The sequence below is a fragment of the Mesorhizobium sp. M8A.F.Ca.ET.207.01.1.1 genome, from assembly GCF_004794715.1.
GTDB lineage: Bacteria > Pseudomonadota > Alphaproteobacteria > Rhizobiales > Rhizobiaceae > Mesorhizobium.
In genome coordinates this window covers 165959-186701 of sequence record NZ_SRUS01000001.1, presented here as the reverse complement: position 1 = coordinate 186701, position 20743 = coordinate 165959, and the positions used below count along the sequence as shown (strand labels likewise).

The 20743-nt window shown below is 62.4% G+C and carries 24 protein-coding genes; 9 read left to right on the top strand and 15 right to left on the bottom strand.

The genetic code is table 11. The annotated features are described in order from the left end of the window. Positions 1-75: 75 nt before the first annotated feature. Genes cimA through cysS form a run of 7 tightly spaced genes read right to left on the bottom strand, consistent with a single transcriptional unit; the run spans position 76 to position 5727 of the window. The gene (gene cimA / locus EN850_RS00875) at positions 76-1698 is read right to left on the bottom strand and encodes a citramalate synthase (RefSeq protein WP_189590932.1); all 1623 of its coding nucleotides are present in this window, start codon (positions 1696-1698) and stop codon (positions 76-78) included. Between the two features lie 37 nt (positions 1699-1735). Beyond that, positions 1736-2686, bottom strand: coding sequence for a prolyl aminopeptidase (pip, locus tag EN850_RS00870; RefSeq protein ID WP_136090405.1), 951 nt, complete (start codon positions 2684-2686; stop codon positions 1736-1738). Further along, on the bottom strand, positions 2683-3159 hold the full coding sequence (locus tag EN850_RS00865) for a GFA family protein (protein ID WP_135883345.1): 477 nt from the start codon (positions 3157-3159) through the stop codon (positions 2683-2685). The genes pip and EN850_RS00865 overlap by 4 nt, the downstream gene beginning before the upstream one ends. Then, a complete protein-coding gene (locus EN850_RS00860; RefSeq protein ID WP_136090404.1) occupies positions 3156-3647 on the bottom strand; it encodes a GFA family protein in 492 nt (163 codons plus the stop codon). Before EN850_RS00860 ends, EN850_RS00865 begins: the two co-directional genes overlap by 4 nt. Positions 3648-3653: 6 nt before the next feature. Then, a complete protein-coding gene (locus tag EN850_RS00855) occupies positions 3654-4058 on the bottom strand; it encodes a VOC family protein (protein ID WP_136090403.1) in 405 nt (134 codons plus the stop codon). Beyond that, complete coding sequence (locus tag EN850_RS00850) at positions 4055-4243, bottom strand: hypothetical protein (RefSeq protein WP_135863760.1); 189 nt, start codon at positions 4241-4243, stop codon at positions 4055-4057. The genes EN850_RS00855 and EN850_RS00850 overlap by 4 nt, the downstream gene beginning before the upstream one ends. Before the next feature lie 32 nt (positions 4244-4275). Continuing rightward, a complete protein-coding gene (cysS, locus tag EN850_RS00845) occupies positions 4276-5727 on the bottom strand; it encodes a cysteine--tRNA ligase (protein WP_136090402.1) in 1452 nt (483 codons plus the stop codon). Positions 5728-6145: 418 nt separating this feature from the next. Between cysS and EN850_RS00840 the strand changes: the two genes are divergently transcribed. Continuing rightward, a complete protein-coding gene (locus EN850_RS00840) occupies positions 6146-6301 on the top strand; it encodes a hypothetical protein (protein ID WP_015318552.1) in 156 nt (51 codons plus the stop codon). A gap of 68 nt (positions 6302-6369) precedes the next feature. Here EN850_RS00840 and EN850_RS00835 read toward each other — a convergent pair whose 3' ends face one another. Next, complete coding sequence (locus EN850_RS00835) at positions 6370-7113, bottom strand: SOS response-associated peptidase (protein ID WP_246689119.1); 744 nt, start codon at positions 7111-7113, stop codon at positions 6370-6372. 137 nt (positions 7114-7250) lie between these two features. Here EN850_RS00835 and EN850_RS00830 point away from each other — a divergent pair, with 137 nt between their 5' ends. The 4 genes from EN850_RS00830 to EN850_RS00815 all read left to right on the top strand — a co-directional run bounded on the left by EN850_RS00830 (position 7251) and on the right by EN850_RS00815 (position 9648). Beyond that, complete coding sequence (locus tag EN850_RS00830; protein WP_127278314.1) at positions 7251-7673, top strand: NUDIX hydrolase; 423 nt, start codon at positions 7251-7253, stop codon at positions 7671-7673. Positions 7674-7802: 129 nt separating this feature from the next. Next, the gene (locus EN850_RS00825) at positions 7803-8180 is read left to right on the top strand and encodes a TIGR02301 family protein (protein WP_127278315.1); all 378 of its coding nucleotides are present in this window, start codon (positions 7803-7805) and stop codon (positions 8178-8180) included. 352 nt (positions 8181-8532) lie between these two features. Continuing rightward, positions 8533-8790, top strand: a complete 258-nt coding sequence (locus EN850_RS00820; RefSeq protein ID WP_015318556.1) for a hypothetical protein — start codon at positions 8533-8535, stop codon at positions 8788-8790. A gap of 69 nt (positions 8791-8859) precedes the next feature. After that, on the top strand, positions 8860-9648 hold the full coding sequence (locus EN850_RS00815; protein ID WP_189590930.1) for a hypothetical protein: 789 nt from the start codon (positions 8860-8862) through the stop codon (positions 9646-9648). Between the two features lie 51 nt (positions 9649-9699). Here EN850_RS00815 and EN850_RS00810 read toward each other — a convergent pair whose 3' ends face one another. The 3 genes from EN850_RS00810 to EN850_RS00800 all read right to left on the bottom strand — a co-directional run bounded on the left by EN850_RS00810 (position 9700) and on the right by EN850_RS00800 (position 12130). Continuing rightward, positions 9700-10437: a nucleotidyl transferase AbiEii/AbiGii toxin family protein gene (locus EN850_RS00810; protein ID WP_127278317.1), complete on the bottom strand. Its 738-nt coding sequence runs from the start codon at positions 10435-10437 to the stop codon at positions 9700-9702. A gap of 70 nt (positions 10438-10507) precedes the next feature. Beyond that, positions 10508-10714 (bottom strand): hypothetical protein, encoded by a 207-nt coding sequence (locus EN850_RS00805; RefSeq protein WP_245511629.1) that lies wholly within the window; start codon positions 10712-10714, stop codon positions 10508-10510. Between the two features lie 84 nt (positions 10715-10798). Next, entirely contained in the window at positions 10799-12130 is a 1332-nt protein-coding gene (locus EN850_RS00800; protein ID WP_189590984.1) for a dihydroorotase, read from the bottom strand. A 75-nt stretch (positions 12131-12205) separates the two neighbouring features. Here EN850_RS00800 and EN850_RS00795 point away from each other — a divergent pair, with 75 nt between their 5' ends. From EN850_RS00795 to EN850_RS00785, 3 genes are all read left to right on the top strand, one after another. Then, positions 12206-13066 carry a folate-binding protein YgfZ gene (locus EN850_RS00795; protein ID WP_135883352.1) on the top strand — a complete coding sequence of 287 codons (861 nt, stop codon included), beginning with the start codon at positions 12206-12208 and terminating at the stop codon, positions 13064-13066. Then, positions 13066-13701 carry an HD family hydrolase gene (locus EN850_RS00790; protein ID WP_127871392.1) on the top strand — a complete coding sequence of 212 codons (636 nt, stop codon included), beginning with the start codon at positions 13066-13068 and terminating at the stop codon, positions 13699-13701. Before EN850_RS00795 ends, EN850_RS00790 begins: the two co-directional genes overlap by 1 nt. Positions 13702-13766: 65 nt before the next feature. Further along, on the top strand, positions 13767-15908 hold the full coding sequence (locus tag EN850_RS00785) for an EAL domain-containing protein (RefSeq protein ID WP_136090399.1): 2142 nt from the start codon (positions 13767-13769) through the stop codon (positions 15906-15908). A 15-nt stretch (positions 15909-15923) separates the two neighbouring features. Here the strand turns inward: EN850_RS00785 and EN850_RS00780 are convergent, their stop codons facing one another. After that, entirely contained in the window at positions 15924-16814 is an 891-nt protein-coding gene (locus EN850_RS00780; protein WP_135915320.1) for a fatty acid desaturase family protein, read from the bottom strand. Positions 16815-16926: 112 nt separating this feature from the next. On the opposite strand from EN850_RS00780, the gene EN850_RS00775 reads away from it, so the two are divergent. Continuing rightward, positions 16927-17844 (top strand): LysR substrate-binding domain-containing protein, encoded by a 918-nt coding sequence (locus tag EN850_RS00775; protein WP_135863744.1) that lies wholly within the window; start codon positions 16927-16929, stop codon positions 17842-17844. A 16-nt stretch (positions 17845-17860) separates the two neighbouring features. Here EN850_RS00775 and EN850_RS00770 read toward each other — a convergent pair whose 3' ends face one another. The 3 genes from EN850_RS00770 to EN850_RS00760 are packed head-to-tail and all read right to left on the bottom strand — an operon-like array spanning position 17861 to position 20710. After that, positions 17861-18133 (bottom strand): DUF3303 family protein, encoded by a 273-nt coding sequence (locus EN850_RS00770; protein ID WP_127871388.1) that lies wholly within the window; start codon positions 18131-18133, stop codon positions 17861-17863. A gap of 16 nt (positions 18134-18149) precedes the next feature. Continuing rightward, positions 18150-19613, bottom strand: a complete 1464-nt coding sequence (locus tag EN850_RS00765; protein WP_127280355.1) for a RimK family protein — start codon at positions 19611-19613, stop codon at positions 18150-18152. After that, the gene (locus tag EN850_RS00760) at positions 19613-20710 is read right to left on the bottom strand and encodes a peptidase C39 family protein (RefSeq protein WP_135929076.1); all 1098 of its coding nucleotides are present in this window, start codon (positions 20708-20710) and stop codon (positions 19613-19615) included. The genes EN850_RS00765 and EN850_RS00760 overlap by 1 nt, the downstream gene beginning before the upstream one ends. Positions 20711-20743 lie beyond the last annotated feature (33 nt).

The following is a 20743-nucleotide window of genomic DNA, read 5'->3' as shown; positions in this document are numbered from 1 at the left end:
CGCTATGGCCCAGTAACCTTGGCAAGACCATCGCAAAGTTCTGATGGATCAATGGACTTTCGCTGATGGTTCAACTTACTCCGCAGCCACCAGCCCCGCCATCTCGCGGTTCTTCATCAGCTTGTAGATGATTGAATCCATCAGCGCCTGGAACGATGCGTCAATAATGTTTTCGGAGACACCGACCGTCCACCAGCGGGCGCCGGTGCCGTCATGCGATTCGATGAGCACGCGGGTGATGGCCTCGGTGCCGCCATTGAGGATACGCACCTTGAAGTCGGCGAGTTCGAGATCGGCGATCTCGTTCTGGTATCTGCCGAGATCCTTGCGGAGCGCGATGTCGAGCGCGTTGACCGGGCCATGGCCCTCGGCCACCGACATCTTCTCCTCGCCCTCGACCAGCACCTTGACCACCGCTTCCGATACCGTCTTCAACTGTCCGTTGGCATCGAAGCGGCGCTCGATCATGCAGCGGAACGAGGTGACGTGGAAGAACTCGGGCAGGCCATGCAGCATCTTGCGCGCCAGGAGTTCGAAGGAGGCGTCGGCGCCCTCATAGGCATAGCCCGACGCCTCACGCTCCTTTACCACGGATATCAGGGCGTCGAGCCGGTGATCGTCCTTCGGCACATCGATGCCGCGCCGCTTCAACTCGGCGAGGAAATTGGCCTTGCCGCCCTGGTCAGAGACCATGACGCGGCGACGGTTGCCCACGGATTCCGGCGGCACGTGCTCATAAGTCGCCGGCTCCTTGGCAAGCGCGGAAGCATGAATGCCGGCCTTGGTGGCAAAGGCGGACGAGCCGACATAGGGGGCCTGCGCTTCCGGGGCACGGTTCAACAATTCGTCGAAGGCGCGGGACAGCCTTGAGATGCCGGTCAGCGATTCGGCTGAAATTCCAGTCTCGAAGCGGTCGGCGAAAGCCGGCTTCAGCGCCAGCGTCGGCACGATGGAGATCAGATTGGCGTTGCCGCAGCGCTCGCCAATGCCGTTCAGCGTGCCCTGGATCTGACGCACGCCGGCTTCGACGGCAGCAAGGGAATTGGCCACCGCCTGGCCGGTGTCGTCATGGGCGTGGATGCCGAGATGCTCGCCCGGGATGCCCGCGGCGATGACCTTTTCAACGATTGCCCGCACTTCCGAGGGCTGCGTGCCGCCATTCGTGTCGCAAAGCACCACCCAGCGCGCGCCGGCATGATAAGCTGTCTTCGCGCAGGCAAGCGCATAGTCCGGGTTGGCCTTGAAGCCGTCGAAGAAATGCTCGCAATCGACCATTGCTTCCTTGTCCGAAGCGACTGATGTCTCGACGGACACCTTTATGCTCTCGAGGTTCTCCTCGTTGGTGCAACCGAGCGCGACGCGAACATGGTAATCCCAGCTCTTGGCGACGAAGCAGATGGCGTCCGATTTCGACTGGACGAGTGCCGCCAGTCCCGGATCGTTGGAGGCGGAGACCCCAGCCCGCTTGGTCATGCCGAAAGCGACGAATTTGGCGCGTGCCGTGCGCTTTTGCTGAAAGAAGGCGGTATCGGTCGGGTTGGCGCCGGGATAACCACCTTCGACATAGTCGAAGCCGAACTCGTCGAGCAGTTTGGCAATCGCGATCTTGTCCTCGACCGAAAAGTCGATGCCCGGCGTCTGCTGGCCATCGCGCAGTGTGGTGTCGAAGAGATAGAGGCGTTGTTTTGTCATGGCCATAGCTCGAAAGGTCGTCGCAGAGCGCAGTCAGGTACCGTTATTTTCCCGCATATTTGTCCGTCGCGCGGATCAGCTGATCGAGGATGCCCGGCTCCGAATAGGCATGGCCGGCGCCCTCGATCAGATGAAAGTCCGCCTTCGGCCACGCCTTGTGCAGCGCCCAGGCGTAGCGCGCCGGGCACGGCATGTCGTAGCGGCCATGGACGATGGTGCCCGGAATGTCCTTGAGCTTTCCGGCATCGCGCAGCAACTGCCCCTCCTCCAGCCACCCGGCGTGGACGAAATAGTGGTTCTCGATGCGGGCAAAGGCGACGGCGTAGTCGTCCTCGCCAAAGGGACCGCTGGTTTCAGGCTCCGGCAGCAGGGTGATCGTCTCGCCTTCCCAGAGGCTCCAGGCGCGGGCGGCCTCGATCCGCATCTTGCGGTCGGAGCCGACCAGCCGCTTGCGGTAGGCGCCCATCATGTCGCCGCGCTCGGCCTCGGGAATCGGCGCCAGGAAATGTTCCCACTTGTCGGGGAACATCTCTGAGACGCCGAACTGATAATACCATTCAAGCTCAGCGCGGGTCAGCGTATAGATGCCGCGCACCACCAGTTCGCTGACGCGATCAGGGTGTGTCTCGGCGTAGGCGAGCGCCAGTGTCGAGCCCCAGGAACCGCCGAACACGAGCCATCTATCGAAGCCGGCCATTTCGCGCAGGCGTTCGATGTCGGCAACGAGATGCCAGGTCGTGTTGGCCTCCAGCGAGGCATTCGGCGTTGACTTGCCGCAGCCGCGCTGATCGAACAGGATGACATCGTAAAGCTTGGGGTCGAACAGCCGCCGGTGTTTTGGCGAAATGGTGCCGCCCGGCCCGCCATGCAGGAACACCGCCGGCTTGGCGCCCTTGGTGCCCGACCGCTCCCAATAGACCTGATGGCCATTACCGACGTCGTGCATGCCCGAGTCGAACGGTTCGATTTCCGGATAGAGGGTGCGCAAGCTCATAGTTTCAGGCCCTGTTGCGGCCAATTGGCCGTTTCGTGATCGGGATGTTGGAAGGAGATGATCTGCTCCTGTCGCGCGTAATAGTCTGGATCCTGGTGGACGGGTTGGTCGAAGATCGTCTCCACCCAGGGCAGCCGGGCCGCGTAGTTGACCTGGATCCGCGGCGCCAGATCGGAGCGGTCATCGAAGGCGCCGATGGCGATCTCGAGCCCGCCGGGCTGCCGGTAGGTCAGCGGCGTGCCGCACCGGGCGCAGAAGCCGCGATCGATGTTGACCGACGACTGGAAATAGCTGGGCTCCTCACGGGTCCATTCGACACCATCCTTGGGCACCGTCACCAGCGCGCCGAAGAAGGAACCGAACTGTTTCTGGCACATCCGGCAATGGCAGATGGATGGGCGTCCCAGAGCGCCCTTGATGCGGAAGCGCACGGCGCCGCATTGGCAGCCGCCGGTTCGGACTGTCTCGGTCATGGTCTTTCCTCCGGCGGCCATTGGTCGGTGTCGTGGTCGGGATGCTGATAGGAGACGAGCTCGGCGAGATAGGGGGCCGAGCCCATATCCGCCATCGTATCCTCACCCGGCAATCGCGGAATGGAATCCACATAGGGCAGTTTCGCCTCCGTGCCCCATTGGATGGTCGGCACGATACCAGCCGGATCGTCGAAGGCGGCGATCGCCAGCGCCATGCCGTCGGGCGCCTCGAAGGTCAGCGGCGTGCCGCATTCGGCGCAGAAGCCACGCCAGGCCGCATTGGAGGACCGGAACCGCTTGGGCTCGCCGCGCGTCCAATCGACCTTGGCGCCGCGCACCGAGACCAGCGGCAGGTAGAAATTGCCGCTCGCCTTCTGGCACATGCGGCAGTGGCAGACCGAGGCGTCGCCAAGCGCGCCTTCGACGCGAAAGCGCACCGCGCCGCACTGGCAGCCGCCCGTATAGACCGGCCGGTTGTCGAGGCTCATCGACTTTCACTCCGATCCATGGGCTCCCTCCGGATCATGGCAGACCGCCTCGACATTGTTGCCGTCGGGATCGAAGACGAAGGCGCCGTAGTAGTTGGGGTGATAGTGCGCGCGCAGGCCCGGCCCGCCATTGTCCTTGCCGCCGGCTGCAAGGGCGGCGGCATGGAAGGCGTCGACCTCGGCGCGGCTGCGCGCGGTGAAGGCGACGTGCTGGTGATCTCGGGGCTTTTCGCTGGCCGCGCTCAGCCAGAACACTGGCCGGTCGCGGCCATAACCGCCGACCCTGGCGCCACCGGTGTATTCCTGCGGCACCATGTAAAGCAGCGAGGCACCGAGCGGCGCCATCGCCTTGTCGTAGAAGGCTTTTGAATTGTCGAAATCAGACACGGTGATGCCGAGATGGTCGATCATGGAACGAGTTCCTCCGTTGCCGGTTCGCTCGCCGGCATTTCAGCATCGGCCAGGCCGGCCTCGATGACGATGTGCTGGCAGACATTGTCGATATCGCGGATCACGTCGTCGTTCCAGAAGCGCAGCAGCCTTGGAGGGCTGCCGGCACCTTGGACTGTCGAGATCAGCTCTCTACGGCCCGCCAACCTCTCCACTCCGGCCATAACAGCAACCACCCTCACCGCTTGATCTCCCACGTCGTCATGCGCTCGCCGGTGACCGGGTCCTTGCCGTCCTTCAGCTGCACTCCCTTGGCCAGCAGTTCATCGCGGATGCGGTCGGCCTCGGCCCAGTTCTTCGCGGCGATGAACTGCAGGCGCCTGGCGATGGCCTGAGCGATCGCGACCTCGTCGACCTTAGCCGCGCCGACGTCGAAACCGAGGAATGCGAGCGAGGTTTTCAAGGAAGCCGCAGCGCCATTTTCGCCAACGCCGCTGAATTCGGTCGCCTCGCCTGCAAGCTGGGTCAGTTGCTGGAAGGCCGCGTAGGTCGCGAGGTCATCCGACAGCGCCTCCACCACCTCCACCGGCAACCGACTTCCCGCGGCCGGCGCCAGATCCGCCGCGCGTTTCCATTTGCGCAGCGTGTTTTCCGCCTCCTCCAGCTTGCGCACGGAAAAGTCGATCGGTTCGCGATAATGCGTCATCAGCATCGCCAGCCGCAGCACGTCGCCCGGCCATTTGCGACCACCAAAAGTGTCGGTCTCCAGCAATTCGTGGATCGAGTAGAAATTACCGAGGCTCTTCGACATCTTCTGGCCCTCGACCTGCAGGAAGCCGTTGTGCATCCACACATTGGCCATGACCGACGTGCCGTGGGCGCAGCGCGACTGGGCGATCTCGTTCTCATGGTGCGGGAAGATCAGATCGAGGCCGCCGCCATGGATGTCGAAGACCTCGCCGAGATAGGCAGCCGACATGGCCGAGCATTCGATATGCCAGCCGGGCCGGCCCCTGCCCCACGGACTTTGCCAGCCCGGCTCTTCGGCCGAAGACAGTTTCCACAGCACGAAATCGCCGGGGTTTTTCTTGTGGGGGTCGACGGCGATGCGGGCGCCGGCCTGCTGCTCGTCGAGATTGCGTTTCGACAATTGCCCATAGTCCGGCATCGACGCCGTATCGAACAGAACTTCGCCCGCCGCGACATAGGCATGGCCGCGTCCGATCAGGCTTTGAATCAAGGTGATCATGTCCGCCTTGCCGTCGGCGCGGGGCTCGACGAATTCGGTGGCGCGCGGCTCGACCGTCGGCTCCAGGCAGCCAAGCGTGGCGACGTCCCTGTGGAACTGGTCGGCGGTTTTTTCGGTAACCCGCCGGATCGCTTCGTTGAGCGACAGTGTGCCGGCTGATATCTCGCCGCCGAAATCGCGCAACGCGCGCGCGTTGATCTTGTCGTCGACGTCGGTGATGTTGCGCACATAGGTGACGTGCGTCTCGCCATAGAGATGGCGCAGCAGACGGAACAGCACGTCGAAGACGATGACCGGCCTGGCGTTGCCGATATGGGCGAAGTCGTAGACCGTCGGGCCGCAGACATACATGCGCACATTTCGCGGATCGATCGGCACGAAGTCCTCTTTCGCGCGCGTCAGCGTGTTGTAGAGGCGCAGGCCCTGCGATGCGTCAGACATTCCAAGCCTTCCCGGTTTCAGAACTTCTTGTCTGGATGGAGCCAGCCCCGCGCCGAGGCGCAAATCAGACTCCAGCCTGCTGGCCGGGGCGTTTGTCCAATCTGGGGAAGATGAGGCGAAAACGTCCGGACCAGCGCGAGGCTAGCCAATAATGCAAATGCCACAAATGGCGAAAGACGTTTTCATGGGCGGCTTTATCGCCCCGACCAGTGTTGCCGTCAAGTCGCTGATCCCGGGAAAAACATCGCGAGGGCTGGCAAACGCATCGCCCGATTACACGGAATCAGCCAATGAAACATTTTATTAAACATGTCGGCACAGTCATGAAACATTCGCCGGCTAGATCAGCAAGCGTCACGATTTGGTCGGATTCGGCGACCAAGTCGCATACACGAAAACGTTATCTGGGAAGAGAAACATGCCTCGAAGCAAGCAGGAAGCCAATCGCGCCAAGCAACCGGCGCTGGCCAACCACTATCGTGCGATCGGTCCGGCAGCCATCGTCGCCGCCCTTCTTCACACCGCCAAGAAGAAGAAGCCGGCGCAGAAGATCGTATCGCCCCGCGCCGCCTGAAGCGGCGCCCCGGCCGACACCGAGGGCGCGAACAAGCGCCCTGAACATAAAGACCCCGACTGGCTTCGCTAGAACAGCGTCATCTGACTGTCGTCCGCGCCGGGTTTCTGGCGCCTGACTTTCTCGGGTTCCGGCCCAACCTCGCCCCTCTCTTGAATCTCCGGTCCGGTGTTGGCGACCTTGTTGACAAGGCCGGAGACAGGGATCGCCTCGAAGAAATCGGGCTGTGCCGGCCGCAGCAGATGGGCGACATCGCGCGGTTCGAGCGTGCGGCAATCCAGCCAGCGGGCAAAGTCGGAGACATCGATCACCACCGGCATGCGGTCATGGATATGGGCGATGTCGGCGTTGGCGTTGACGGTCAGGATGGCGCCGGTGTCCATCTCCGAGCCGCCCGGCTCGGCATAGGTTTCGATCAGGCCGGCAAAGGCGACCAATCCGCCATGCCGCGGCCGGATCCAATAGGGTTGCCCCTTCCTGCCTCCGGTCTGCCGCCACTCGTAAAAGCCGGATGCCGGCACCAGCGCACGGCGATGGCGCATGGCGGCCTTGAACGAGGCCTTTTCGACTGCGCCTTCCGAGCGCGCGTTGAACAGCAGCGGAAACTCCCTGGTGTCCTTGACCCAGGCAGGAAGGAGCCCCCAGCGCACCAGCATCGGCTGCCGATCCGGCAGGTTGGAGCCTGCAGCCCGCGGCACGCCAGCAGTCGCCATCAGGACCGGCTGCGTCGGCGCGATGTTGTAGCGGGCCGGGAAATCCTCGAGCTCGGCAAGGCCCAGGAAGGCGGCGGTCCGGTCCGGCGTGGCGGTCAAGGCAAAACGTCCTCACATGATGGAGCCTTTCGAATGGTTCGGCTCCGAAAGTGGCTATGGAACCGGTGTTGCGCAACCGGTAATGCTTCCTCTTACCGGGCGGTCCACAACAGACCGGCCCGCGAATGAGCCTGATCATGAACGAAGCACGAAAGACACTTCCCGCCGTCTCGGTCGCCGTCGTGCGGGGGGACAGCATACTCCTCGTGAAACGGGCAAGGCCGCCTTCGCAAGGGCTCTACGCCTTTCCCGGCGGCAAGGTCGAAGGCGACGAGACGCTGGAGGATGCGGCACGGCGTGAACTGGTGGAAGAGACCGGCTTGCGCGCCACCGGCTTGCGGCCTCTTCGGGAAATCCACATCGACGGCAGGGACGACAGCCACCCAGTCGACTATCTGCTCACGGTCTTCGGCGCCGCCTATGCCGGTGGCGAGGCCGTGGCCAGTGACGACGCCGAGACAGCTGCCTTCTATACACTCAAGGAGATGACCCTGCTGCCGCTTGTCGGCTCGGTATTCGCGGTCGCAGAGGAACTCCTCGGTCCCCTTCAGACCCACTGAGGCGGCACTGAAAATCGCCTTGCAGGCGACAAATTGTTTCGTCACAAGGCTTATGTTGTCTTGCCAGCCATGACGGCCTAAGCCGTTCGACAGACGATAACGGCCTAAGCCGTCGGTCAGAGAAGATTTATGAACCGTCCGTCAATACTCCTCGCCATTTGCCTTGCTGTCAGCGCGGCTGTCCCGGCGCGGCCTGCCTTCAGTGCCGAGTCGCCGTTCGAGCCGGGGCTGATGCGGCTGGCGGAAGTTCTGGGGTCACTGCATTTCCTGCGCAATCTGTGCGGGGAGAAAGGCGACCAGTGGCGGGACGAGATGGAAAAACTGCTCGATTCGGAAAACCCTGACCCGGAACGCCGCGCCCGCTTCATCGCCAGCTTCAACCGCGGCTATCGTTCCTTCGGCGGCACCTACACCCAGTGCACCGCTTCGGCCACTGAAGCCATCAGCCGTTATATGAAGGAAGGTGAGACGCTGTCGCGCGACATCGCCTCGCGTTACGGCAACTGAGCATCCATCAACAGATATCAGGCCCGTCGCGACCGATGATCGCCATATCCGGCTTGTGCCTGTCTAAGTCTTGGTGCAATCCTGATGTTGCACTTCTGCAACAGCGTTAATCAAACGTTACCACGCGAATGCGGAATTAACTCAAACTGAAGGTTTTCGCCCCGCAGGCCGGCCTAATCGGCTAAGTTTGATCCGGGTTGAAACGCAGCTTCGCCAAACACAGTCGGCCCCTGTAACAGACGATCTAAAAAATGTCGTATTTACAGATACTTACTTGGAGCTGCCTATGAATGGAACAGATCAAGCCTGATCCACACTGATGGGTTGCCGCTTGAAAGGGTGGACATCGCTTATGGAACATGCTGCCAACGACATCGACGCGCTGGTCAGGGAAGAGAAGCGCCTGACGGCGGTTGAGAGCCACAGCGAAGCCTGGGCGGAAGGCCTTTCGGCCGGCATCGAGCCCGAGATCATTGCCGAGGCGGCACTCGAAACGGCATTCGGCGAAATGCTGCGCGCCAATGGCGAGACCTCGGCCCTTGCCCTGCTGGACCGTATGCGTGAAAAAGTGATTGCTGGCGCCTTCGAACCCGAGCGGCTGCGGCACTGAACCGATATCAGGTTCTTTGACGATTGGATGCCGATCGGGCACCATGCCCGGAGCAGGGAGATACGGGCAGTGAATTTTCCGATGTCAGGCAGGCCGAAGGGCCTTGTCCTCTACATCCGCCTCGCTGCTTGCTGTGGCGCGATTGCCTTGGCGACGTGCCTGGCCAGCAGCCCTGCCTATGCACTGAGCGAGATCAAAAACGAGGAACTCCCCTCGCCGGTCACACCGTCGACGGATGGCGATAGTTCAACGCCCGGAAGCACAGTTCCCATGCCTGACCCAGTGGGAACGTCGCCTTCGAGCAGCCAACCGGCCGCTCCCGACGCCGCGGAGCCTGACACTCCTTCGGATGGCGGCAGCAACAGGCCGCGTGTCGATCCCGAGGCGCCCCTGCCGGAAGTCGTCTACGACCTCGGCAAGCTGCCCGAGCCGGTGCGGCGCATGCATGACCTGATCATCGAAGCCTGCAAGAGCGGCGACATCGAGAAGCTCAGGCCCTTGATCGGCAAGGGCGACAGCATGACCCAACTGTCACTTGCCGATATCGATGGCGACGCCATCGCCTTCCTCAAAGGGCTGTCGGGCGACCCTGACGGCCAGGAGATCCTGGCTATTCTGGAGGAGGTGCTCTCCGCCGGCTACGTCCGTGTCGATGCGGGCACGCCACAGGAACTCTATGTCTGGCCGTATTTCTTCGCGCTGCCGCTCGACAAACTCGACGCCGAGCAGCGGGTCGAGCTGTTCAAGATCGTCACGGCCGGCGATTTCGACGACATGAAACAGTTCGGCGCCTACATCTTCTATCGCGTCGGCATCACACCCGCCGGACAATGGACCTTCTTCGTGGCCGGCGATTGAAGCCATCGCCTGCCTGGTTGCGCCAGGATGCAAGCATCGTAGACGATGTTGCTATTTGAGCGGGCTGGCAGGTTCTTCGCTGATGTCAGCATCAGGCCAAATGCGAATGCTCTCATTTCGAAGAGCCGAAATGGCGCCGCAAGCCATGTCAGCCTCCATCTGTAGGATCTCGGCTGCGTAATTCAATTCTTCCGCATCCCGAAGCTTGTTAACCACCCAAACAACCTTGCGCTGGATATCCTGTCCATATGCAGCCTGGGCCTTGGCTACAGCGTCGCTCGGGATCTCCCGGTAGGCGCTGATCAACATCCCCAGATCAATAGCATCGCGATAGCCGACAGCACGGTCTTGGCATCGATCGGCATTCGCCAATAACTTCTCGGCGAACATGTCCGAGGGGGTCAAAGAAGGTACATTTAGATCGTCGTCGAAACGACCTTGCAATGGGATGCGGGCTTCACGAACGATTTCAAACTTGATCAATTGCCCCCTCAACTTTACCACGGTCCTCAGGCCATACTGATCAATCCGAAAATCCCGTACAGCTTCGACTGGTTCAGGAAAGAATGCCCTTACACCGCGTTCGACTGCTGACATTCGCAATTGGCGATAGCCGTCGACGTCCGCGCACAGAAAATCGACGTCCAACGACCGCCTATACTCGCCCAATTTCAACACAATCGCCGTCCCGCCACCGAACCAGCATTGGGCTGCGGTCAGGAAATCGCGGTCCATAAGCGCGAGGGCTTCAGCGATAATCCTGTGTTCCGGCTTTCTGAATTCCTTCATGGCTTCCGCTCGCGAAATGTCCGGTTTTGAGGTTGCAAATGCGAGGCGAAAACCAGCACAGGAGGACAATTCAGCCGGCAGTCAGAAGGATACCGTGACCGAATTCGCTGGCGAGATTCTGGATAAGCAATTTCTCGCGCGTCGTAAGCCGTGTCTGATCGACAAAGCGCCAATTGCGCTCGTACAACGCAAATGCTTCGTTGGCCGGGATCAGTCGCGCGGCATCGCGATTCCACAAGAGCGCTTGCAGCTCTGGAAACTCGGCGGGGTCAATCATAGGCGCGCTATGTGCCTGCATAATGCCTTGAACATAGTGTGGAACGCTTAAAAAACAAAGACGTGACGCACAGCCACTGGTTGCCTAACCAGGCAGCGCCTCGGAGAACTCCACCGCCCTGCCCTGGCCTGGCGTGGCGATTTCGCCTTCCCACATGACGCGCTGACCGCGGATGACGGTGCCGACCGGCCAGCCGGTCACCTGCTTGCCGTCATAGGGTGTCCAGCCGGCTTTCGAGCCGGCCTGCGCGTTGGTGATGGTCTCGCGCCGCTTCATGTCGACGATGGTGAAGTCGGCGTCGTAGCCGGCGGCGATGCGGCCTTTCCGGGCCATGCCGAAGATGCGCTGCGGGCCATGACTGGAGAGATCGACAAAGCGCTGCAGGGTCAGCCGGCCGGCATTGATGTGGTCGAGCATGATCGGCACCAGCGTCTGCACGCCGGTCATGCCCGAGGGTGAAGCCGGATAGGATTTTGCCTTCTCGGCCAATGTGTGCGGCGCGTGGTCGGAGCCGAGCACGTCGACAATGCCCTGCGCAATGCCATGCCAGACGCCGTCGCGATGGCGCTTGTCGCGCACCGGCGGGTTCATCTGGATCAGCGTGCCGAGGCGCGCATAGTCGTCGGCGCTCAGCGTCAGATGGTGCGGTGTGGCCTCGCAGGTCGCGACATCCTTGTGTTGTTCGAGGAACAGTATTTCCTCGGCGGTCGAGATGTGCAGGACGTGGATGCGGGCGCGGACGTCGCGCGCGATGCGGACCAGCCTTTCGGTGCAGCGCAAGGCGGCGATCTCGTCACGCCAGACCGGATGCGATGACGGGTCGCCCTCGATGCGCTCGCCCAGGCGCTCGCGCAGGCGGAACTCGTCCTCCGAATGAAAAGCGGCGCGGCGGCGGGTGTTTCGCAGGATCGAGGCGACACCTTCATCGTCCTCGACCAGCAGGTCGCCGGTGGACGAGCCCATGAAGACCTTTATTCCAGCGGCCCCCGGCAAACGTTCGAGGTCGCCGACCTCCCTGGCGTTGTCGCGGGTACCGCCAACCCAGAAAGCAAAATCGCAATGCATGCGGCCACTGCCGCGCCGGACCTTGTCGGCAAGCGTTGCCTCGCTGGTGGTCAGCGGGTTGGTGTTGGGCATTTCGAACACGGCGGTGACACCGCCCAGCACCGCCGCGCGCGAACCCGTTTCCAGGTCTTCCTTGTGCTCCAGTCCCGGCTCGCGGAAATGCACCTGGCTGTCGACGACGCCCGGCAGGATATGCAGGCCCCGGCAGTCGATCGTCTCGCCAGCCGAGGCCTGGCGCAGATTGCCGATCGCGGCGATGCGCCCGCCCGTCACGCCGACGTCGCGCAGCCCCTCGCCGTCATGATTGACCACTGTGCCGCCTGTCAGGATGAGGTCGTAGGTCATGGTGATGCTCTCTTGCGGGGGGAGTGTCAGCGGCTTACGTAATGGCCAACCGTTTTGCAAGATCAGGCTTTTATCCGCCCCATGCCCTTTGCCCTGCTGAAAGACCGCGCGCTCATCATCGTCTCCGGCCCGGATGCCGAACACTTTCTGCAAAACATCCTGACCACGGATCTCGATGCGCTTGGCAATGGTGAGGCCAAGCCGGGCGCGCTGTTGACGCCGCAAGGCAAGATCCTGTTCGACTTCCTGATCTCGCGGGCCGGCGAAAACGCCTTCCGCATCGAATGCCGTGCCGACGTTTCAGACGATTTCATTCGCCGGCTGATGCTCTACAAGCTTCGCGCCAAGGTCGAGATTGCCAAGTCGGAACAAACGCTTGTCACCGTCGCGTGGGGAAAGGAATCAATCGCCTCAGAAAGTGATTCAACCGCGGTCGCCGACAGGCGCTTTGGCGACGAAGGCGTCACGCGCTTCTATGCCGGCACCGCGGATACCGGCGACATCGCCGCGTGGCAGGCCTTTCGCATCGCCCACGGCATTGCCGAGAGCGGACCCGACTATGCACTCGGCGATGCGTTCCCGCATGACGTGCTGCTCGACGAGATGGGCGGTGTCGGCTTCAAGAAGGGCTGCTATGTCGGCCAGGAGGTGGTCTCGCGCATGCAGCATCGGGGCACGGCCAGGCGGCGCGTGCTGATTGTCGAGGCCGGGCTTCCCCTGCCCCCCGTCGGCACCGAACTGACTGTCGAGGGGCGGTCGGTTGGCACGCTCGGCTCAAGTGCCGGCACATCAGGGCTCGCCATTGCCCGCATAGACCGGGTCAAGGCGGCGTTGGACGTTGGCCAACCGATTCTGGCGGCCGATGCTCCGGTGACGCTCACCATTCCTGCCTGGGCCAAATTCAGTTTCCCGCAGGAAGCCGTCAGCACGGAGGAAACCTGATGGCGGCGGACCGCGCCGGCGCGCCACCACGCGCCTGGCAGCGCATGCTGTCAGGCCGCAGGCTCGACCTGCTCGACCCCTCGCCGCTCGACATCGAGATCTCAGACATTGCGCATGGGCTTGCCCGCGTTGCCCGCTGGAATGGCCAGACCCGCGGCGAGCATGCCTTTTCGGTCGCCCAGCATTCACTGCTGGTCGAGGCGCTGTTCAACGAACTGGTGCCCCAGGCTTCGGCCGACGACCAGTTGGCGGCGCTGCTGCACGACGCCCCCGAATATGTCATCGGCGACATGATCTCGCCGTTCAAGTCGGTGATGGGCGGCAGCTACAAGGATTGCGAATTGCGCCTGCAGCGCGCCATCCATCTGCGTTTCTCGCTGCCTCCCGAACCGGCCGCCGTCCTGCGCAAGGAGATCAAGCGCGCCGACCAGATCGCCGCCTATTTCGAGGCAACGCTGCTCGCCGGCTTTTCGAGCGCCGAGGCAACGGAGTTCTTCGGCCGCCCGCGCGGTTTTTCCGCGGAGCGCTTCGACTTCGCGCCACGCTCGGTGACCTCGGCGCAGAATGCCTTCCTGAAGCGGTTTTCGGCGATCGAGACGTCAAGACATCACGTTGCGACATCCGCGCTAGGGTAGAAAACGCTAAATTAACCGGAAGCGTCAACAGTGTGGTGTTCGATCAAGCACCGCAGGGGCGCCTCATGCCCGTCGTGGATGTCAAGGATGGTTCGGTCGTCCCGGAACGGGCGGCCGGAGGCGTGGAACACTCTCGCCGCATGCAAGATGAGCTGCGCGAGCAGAACGAACGCTTTTCAGCCGCTGTCGAAAACATGTCGCATGGCCTATGCATGTTCGACGCCGATGAACGCATGATCATCTGCAACCGCAACTACATCGACATCTTCCACCTCGATGCCAAGGTGATGCGGCCAGGCATCCGCTTCATCGACATCCTGCGCCATAGCGTCGACCTCGGCGTCGCCTCGCAAAGCGCCGATGAGCTCTACGCCATCCGCAAGCCCTATATCGACCAGGCGAAACCTTCGGCCTACGAAGAAGTCCTGTCGGACGGCCGCATCATCCTTATCTCGCACCGGCCGCTGGCTTCGGGCGGCTGGGTCTCGATCTACGAGGACATCACCGAACAGCGGCGCGCCGAGCAGGATCTCAAGGAGCAGCATCGCCGCTTCGACGCCGCGCTCGCCAACATGTCGCAAGGCCTGCTGATGTACGACGCCGACGGCAAGATGATCGTGCGCAACGGGCGTTTTCTGGAACTGTACAATGTCACGGCGGCCGACTTCCCGCTTGGAACGACGCACCGCGACGCCCTCGAACGATTGCTGGAACTCGGCATCTACACGAAGATCGACGTCGACAGCGAAGTCGCCAAGACCGAAGCCTGCCGGCGGGCGGGAAAAATGCATTCGACGTATCGCCATCTCGCCGACGGCAGGACGATTCTGGTCGTGCGCCAGCCGATGAGTGGCGGCGGTTGGGTGGCGACGTTCGACGACGTCACGGAACGCCGTTTGGCCGAAGAGCGCATGATCCATCTTGCGCATCACGACACGCTGACTGGGCTGCCCAACCGATCGATGTTTCGCGAACGGCTCGACCATGCGCTGGAGGATGTGGCCGCTACGCCGCTCGCGATCTTCTCGCTCGACCTCGACCGTTTCAAGGCTGTGAACGACACCTGGGGACACCCTGCCGGTGACTGGCTGTTGAAGAGAGTGGCCGAAAGACTGCAGCGTTGCCTGCGCGACGATGCGGACATGATCGCCCGTTTCGGCGGCGATGAGTTCGTCGTCATCCAATCCAACTCCGTGGGCATTGCCGATGCCGAGAAATTGGCGAAGCACATCGTCGAGGCAATCGCAAAACCATTTCGCGACAAGAGCCGCGAGATGCATGTCGGCGTCAGCCTGGGCATCGCCGTTTTCCCCGCCGATGGCCGTGACGCCGACACGCTGCTGAAGAACGCCGACACGGCGCTCTATCGGGCGAAGAGCGAAGGGCGAAACCTCTATCGCTTCTTCGAACCTGGAATGGACGCCGCCGTGCAGGCCCGGCGGGCGCTTGAAGTCGACCTGGAGACCGCGCTGCCGCGCCAGGAGTTCGATCTCGATTTCCAGCCCATCATGAACATCGCCTCGGGCGAGATCATCGGCGCGGAGGCCTTGATGCGCTGGCATTCGCCGGCGCGCGGCAAGGTGGTGCCGGACGACTTCATTCCCGTCGCCGAAGAGACAGGGCTGATCGTGCCGCTTGGCGAGTGGGCGCTGAGGAAAGCCTGCGCGACGGCGGCTAGCTGGCCGCCGGGTTTGCGCATCGCGGTCAATGTCTCGGCGGTGCAGCTCAAAAGCAGCGGGTTTGCCCGCGCCGTCATCTCGGCGCTGGCTTTTTCCGGCGTCCCGGCCGGACAGTTGGAACTGGAAATCACCGAAACCGTACTGATGGACGAGAGCAAGGCCGTGCTGAAAACGCTGCGCCAGTTGCGTGAGCTCGGTATCCGCATCGCGCTGGACGATTTCGGGACCGGCTATTCCTCGCTCGGCTACCTCAGGCGTTTTCCGGTCGACAAGATCAAGATCGACCGATCATTCATTCGCGACATGGGCAATCGCGACACGGCGGCGATCGTTCGCTCCATCATCGGTCTCGGCACCGAACTTGGCATCGTCGTCACCGCCGAGGGCGTCGAAACCGAGAGGCAACTCGACATGCTGCGCGACAACGGTTGTGTCGAGGCGCAAGGCTATCTGATCGGCGTGCCGTCGAAGGCGGCTGACATCCAGCATCTGTTGAAAGCGCGTGCGCCGCGCAGCCAGACCGGCTAACGCATCGGCGCAAGGTCAGCGCAGCGTCTCCAGGTATTTCTCGTGGAAGCTGACATAGCCGGGCTCGACCACCTTCAGGTGCCGCTCGATCAGCGCGTGAAACCGCGGCAATTGGTGAAACGGCACGCCGGGATAGGCATGATGCTCGGCATGGAACGGCATGTTCCAGGCCAGCTTGCGCACCGCCCAATTGGTCAGCGTCGTCCTGGTGTTTTCCAGCATGTTCGCGACGAACGGGCAGCGGCCGTGCTCGGCCAGCAGATAAAGCCGCAGGAATGGCTGTCCGAGCAGAGCCGGCAAGATCCAGACATAGAACAGCACCGTTGCCTCGAACCAGATGGCAAGCGCCAGGACCACGACATAGAACCCGATCATCGCACGTGCCTCGGCGCGCACTTTGGGCAGGCCCTTTGGCGGCACATAGCTATCGTGGCAGTCCCCACGCGCATTGGTGTACAGCGTCTTGAAATGCCCCCACCACACCGGCAGGCCCGAGACGTGGACAATGTATTGCCGCAAGGTCTCAGGCTTCGGGAAGGCAAGCTCGGGATCGTTTTCCGGATCCTGCGTGTACCGGTGGTGAGCGAAGTGGAAGTAGCGGAACCAGTCGGCGGGCAGCCCGATGGCCAGGCTGCACAGCCGCGCCACGCCGTCGTTCAGCCGCTGCGTATTGAAAGCCGTGCGGTGAACCGACTCATGCAGCAGCGTGAACAGGAACACGATCAGGATGCCTTGCGGCAGCATCAGCAATGGCCAGAACGGCACCTTGGCCGCGATCAGCGATCCAATGATGACAATCGCACCCAAGTGAGCGCCGAACTGGAACAGGCCCGCGACATCGGATTTGGCCGTCAGGCGATTGCGCTCTTCTGTCGTCAGCGACGCGATGATGTCGCGATGGTCCATCGGCCTCGATCCAGGCTGGAGATTGATGAAGACCACTCTAGTCGGCGAAAAAGCTTTCCAAAAACGACGATTCCTGCGATTTGGATAAGCTAAGCTTATCTATCTGGCGATCATGGTCACATCCCCATCCCTGAAAGGGCTCCAGGCTTTCGAAGCCGCCGCACGTACGGGCAGCTTTGCCGCGGCGGCGGAAGAACTTTCGGTCTCGGCTGCCGCCGTCAGCCAGCTTATCCGCACCTTGGAGGAGCAGATGGGCCGCAAGCTGTTTCAGCGGATCAACCGGCGCGTTGTCCTCACCGAGGCGGGCGTGGAAATGTTGCCGCGGCTGACCGTGGCTTTCCAGGAGATCGGCAGCGTCTCGCGCGAACTGGGCGGCGATGCATTCCGCCCGCGTCTGGTCGTATCGGTGCCGCCATCCATGGCCATGGGCTGGCTTTCGCAGCGTCTGGCCGGCTTCGTCGCAAGCCATGGCGCCGCCGACATATCGGTGCGGGGCGATGACGACCCGGTGCCGTTCGACCGCGAACTGATCGACATCAGGCTCTCCTACGGTCCGCACTATCGCGAACATCCGACCGAGGACATTGCTAGGGACGCGGTCTATCCGGTCTGCGCGCCAAAGCTTGCCGGCATGATCAAGGCAGGCGGCGAGCCGCTCGCCGGGCTGCCGCTGATCCACACGGATTGGGGACCGACCGGCGCTTCGTTTCCGTCCTGGCGCAACTGGTTCGAGGCGACGAATGCCCAATCTGGCCGGGCATTGCGGCGCGGCCTGTCGGCCAATTCGTCGCGCGCGGCCCTCGACCTCGCGATTTCGGGGTTGGGCGTGGCGCTGGCGCAAGGGATTTACTGTGCCGAGGCGGTGGAGGACGGCAGGCTGGTGCGGCCCGCCGCGAGCGCAATCGCCCTGCGACAGCCCTACTGCCTGACTGTCCCGGAGCGAAGCGCAAGGCGCGATGTCGTGGCCGCGTTCCGCGCTTGGCTGATCGATGAATGCCGGCGCGCCGTGGACTCCCCGGCGCTGCGCTGACCCAGGAGGGCGATGGCTAGAGGTGCCCGCTCAAGGCCACCACCATGTCCTTGTTGGTCGCCACGGGCACGATCTCGAACTCGACCAGATCAGCCCATTCGATGACCCATCGCTGCAGGAGCGTGACATCATCGGCCTCCACCAGCAGGAAACAGCGGCTCATATCGGCCGCGATCCAGCTATGATGCACGACAAGCTCCTCCGGCTTCAGGCGGCCCCGGTCGCGGAACCGGCGATAGATTTCCTTGCGGTCGCAGCCGGTGAAATCCTCGATGACGATGAACAGCATCTCTTCCCTCGGTTGATTACCGCCCCGGCCTGTCCAGCCGCTCCAGGAACCACTGCGTCAACCGCACCCAGACTTCGTCCTTCTCGCCGGAATCCTCCCAGCCATGGTCGAGGTTGGGGTTGTCGTTGACCTCGATGACGAAGACGCCGTCCTTGGTCTCCTTGAGGTCGACACCGTAGAGGCCGTCGCCGATGCAGCGCGCCGCCTTCACCGCCGTCTCGACGACATGAGACGGCGTCTCCTTCAGCGTGAAGGTCTTGATGCCGCCCTGGTCGGGCTTGCCATTGGCCTTGTGGTTGACGATCTGCCAATGCTTCTTGGCCATCAGATAGTGCACGGCAAACAGCGGCTGGCCGCCGAGCACGCCGACGCGCCAGTCATATTCGGTCGGGATGAATTTCTGCGCGATCAAAAGATCGGAATCCTCGAGCCATTCGGTGGCAAGCGTCTTCAGTTCCTCGAAATTGGCGCATTTCTTGACACCGCGCGAGAACGACGAATCCGGGATCTTCAACACCAGGGGAAAACCCAGCGTCTGCGCCGCGAGTTCGAGATCAGAGGCGCCGGCGATCATCACCGTGGGCGGCACCGGCACTTTGTTGTAGGCCATCAGTTCGTTGAGATAGACCTTGTTGGTGCAGCGGATCATCGACAGCGGGTCGTCGATGACAGGCATGCCTTCCTGCTGGGCGCGGCGGGCGAAACGATAGGTGTGATTGGAAATCGAGGTGGTCTCGCGGATGAACAGCGCGTCGTAATTCGCGAGCTTGGCGAGATCCTTCCTGGTGATGGGCTCGATTTCGACCCCCATCTTTTCGGCGATCTTGGCCCAGTAGCGCAGCGAGGAGATTTCCGACGGCGGCAATTCCTCATGCGGATCGACCAGCGTGGCGAAGGTGTAGCGCGCCGGCGTCCGGCCCTTGGTGTCGCGCCACTCTCGGTTGGTGTAGGTCTCCAGGCACTGGATGAAGCTTTTTTCCTCGTCCTCGGTCATCCGCGCCAGCGGGTGGAAGCCGATCTTGCGGATCGAGGCCCATTCGGCGCTGTCCTTGATGTGGACTTCGAGCGCCGGCGCCCGGAACCAGTCGAACAACAGCTTGGCAAAACGGTCCCAGACCTTGGACGGGCCGATGCCGAAGAAGATGCAGACCTTCGCCGGAAATACGCCGCCGAGGTCCTTGCGGCATTTGTTGAGCGCCAGTTCCAGTTCCGGCAAGGCGTGCTCGTAGAGCTTGCGCTCCGACAGGTCGATCATCGTCTCGACGGTCGGGATGACCTTGTGGCCGCGCGAACTCGCCAGCAGCGACGCGTAATAGCCGCGGCTCTGGTAGCCGTAATTGTTCGACAGGTTGATGACCTTCGGCCGCTGGCCGCGGAACAGCGAGGGATGCGCGAGATAGTCGCGATTGGTGATGATCTTGTGCGGTGTCGCCACCTGGTCGAGATCGCTTTGCCTGCCGGTAAGAATGACCCAGGTCATTATCTCTTTCCCAAAGTGATGGCGGCACGCAGTCCGTCGCGGCCGAACTGCGCCATGTTCATGAAGATGCCGTAAGGCACGGGAATGTTGGCGGCATCAAGGATGGTTTCCTGCCTTTCATCCTCGACCCACGGATCGTGGATCAGAATATGGTCGCCATCATCGCCGATGGCCAGCACCCAATGCGGCACCTTCTTGCCGAACATCAGGAAGCCGCTGATCAGCACCAGCACGAGTTTGCCCCCGGCGAGAGCCGCCCTGATATCGTCGATGGTGAACGGACGGTAATTCACCGGGATACCGTAAAGTTCCGCTCGGCGGCGAAAGTCGACCTGGGCCAATTCCATGATCCGGCGCTTGTCCTCGCTACGCACCGATTGCAGGAACAACGCGCCGTAGAAGGAAACAAAGATTTCCGCCGCGAGCCCGCTTTCATACCCCGAGACAGCCAGACCGAATGGTTCGCAGCCGCCCGGCCCGGACATCATGAAGACGGTCGTCGCCTCGCGCCAGAGTCGGATTTCCATCACCGGGTCGGGTACGAAGCCACGATCGAAATTGGCCATGGCCATCATCAGGCAGCATGGACCGCAGGTGAACTCGCAGGTCTGCTGATAGAATGGCACCCTGGTGGCGACCGGAAGGTCGCCGCGCAGGGTCTTTTCATAGCGCAGCGCCGTCGCGCCGTCCTCGTAGTAACCCAGCTCCCGGCCAATCTTGCGGTATCCGCCCTGCTCGTAGATGCGGATGGCACGGCCATTGTCTTCGCGCACTTCGAGACGCAGCATCATGCGGCCGTGTTCGAAGGCTGCCTCTTCGGCCGCGGACAGCAATTGGCGGCCTATACCGAGCCCGCCGAAAAACGGTCCGACGGCTATGGAATAGAGCCGTGCCACGCCGCTGCCCTTGCGAAAAAGCACGATCGCGTAACCGCCGACGCGGCCATCGATTTCGGCGACCAGCGTCTCGGCGGTCTCGCGCTCGATGAACTGGCGGAAGGAGCGGCGGGAAATGCGGTCGCTCGAGAAGACAGCTTTCTCGATGGCGGCGAGGTCATCGACGTCAGACGCGCGGGCCGTGCGGATCTCGGCAGGCATGCGGCTTGAGAAAACCTCGATTGCGTTGCGGAA

Excerpts from the sequence above, each read along its gene's own strand:
- EN850_RS00820 (WP_015318556.1), top strand. The coding sequence starts at position 8,533 with ATGGAACATGCTGCCAACGACATCGACGCGCTGGTCAGGGAAGAGAAG.
- EN850_RS00790 (WP_127871392.1), top strand. The coding sequence starts at position 13,066 with ATGGCGGCGGACCGCGCCGGCGCGCCACCACGCGCCTGGCAGCGCATG.
- EN850_RS00865 (WP_135883345.1), bottom strand. The coding sequence starts at position 3,159 with ATGACCGAGACAGTCCGAACCGGCGGCTGCCAATGCGGCGCCGTGCGC.
- EN850_RS00810 (WP_127278317.1), bottom strand. The coding sequence starts at position 10,437 with ATGAAGGAATTCAGAAAGCCGGAACACAGGATTATCGCTGAAGCCCTC.
- EN850_RS00775 (WP_135863744.1), top strand. The coding sequence starts at position 16,927 with ATGGTCACATCCCCATCCCTGAAAGGGCTCCAGGCTTTCGAAGCCGCC.
- EN850_RS00765 (WP_127280355.1), bottom strand. The coding sequence starts at position 19,613 with ATGACCTGGGTCATTCTTACCGGCAGGCAAAGCGATCTCGACCAGGTG.
- EN850_RS00825 (WP_127278315.1), top strand. The coding sequence starts at position 7,803 with ATGAACCGTCCGTCAATACTCCTCGCCATTTGCCTTGCTGTCAGCGCG.
- EN850_RS00780 (WP_135915320.1), bottom strand. The coding sequence starts at position 16,814 with ATGGACCATCGCGACATCATCGCGTCGCTGACGACAGAAGAGCGCAAT.
- EN850_RS00860 (WP_136090404.1), bottom strand. The coding sequence starts at position 3,647 with ATGAGCCTCGACAACCGGCCGGTCTATACGGGCGGCTGCCAGTGCGGC.
- pip (WP_136090405.1), bottom strand. The coding sequence starts at position 2,686 with ATGAGCTTGCGCACCCTCTATCCGGAAATCGAACCGTTCGACTCGGGC.
- EN850_RS00840 (WP_015318552.1), top strand. The coding sequence starts at position 6,146 with ATGCCTCGAAGCAAGCAGGAAGCCAATCGCGCCAAGCAACCGGCGCTG.
- cimA (WP_189590932.1), bottom strand. The coding sequence starts at position 1,698 with ATGGCCATGACAAAACAACGCCTCTATCTCTTCGACACCACACTGCGC.
- EN850_RS00760 (WP_135929076.1), bottom strand. The coding sequence starts at position 20,710 with ATGCCTGCCGAGATCCGCACGGCCCGCGCGTCTGACGTCGATGACCTC.
- EN850_RS00855 (WP_136090403.1), bottom strand. The coding sequence starts at position 4,058 with ATGATCGACCATCTCGGCATCACCGTGTCTGATTTCGACAATTCAAAA.
- EN850_RS00795 (WP_135883352.1), top strand. The coding sequence starts at position 12,206 with ATGCCCTTTGCCCTGCTGAAAGACCGCGCGCTCATCATCGTCTCCGGC.
- EN850_RS00785 (WP_136090399.1), top strand. The coding sequence starts at position 13,767 with ATGCCCGTCGTGGATGTCAAGGATGGTTCGGTCGTCCCGGAACGGGCG.
- EN850_RS00805 (WP_245511629.1), bottom strand. The coding sequence starts at position 10,714 with ATGATTGACCCCGCCGAGTTTCCAGAGCTGCAAGCGCTCTTGTGGAAT.
- EN850_RS00830 (WP_127278314.1), top strand. The coding sequence starts at position 7,251 with ATGAACGAAGCACGAAAGACACTTCCCGCCGTCTCGGTCGCCGTCGTG.
- cysS (WP_136090402.1), bottom strand. The coding sequence starts at position 5,727 with ATGTCTGACGCATCGCAGGGCCTGCGCCTCTACAACACGCTGACGCGC.
- EN850_RS00770 (WP_127871388.1), bottom strand. The coding sequence starts at position 18,133 with ATGCTGTTCATCGTCATCGAGGATTTCACCGGCTGCGACCGCAAGGAA.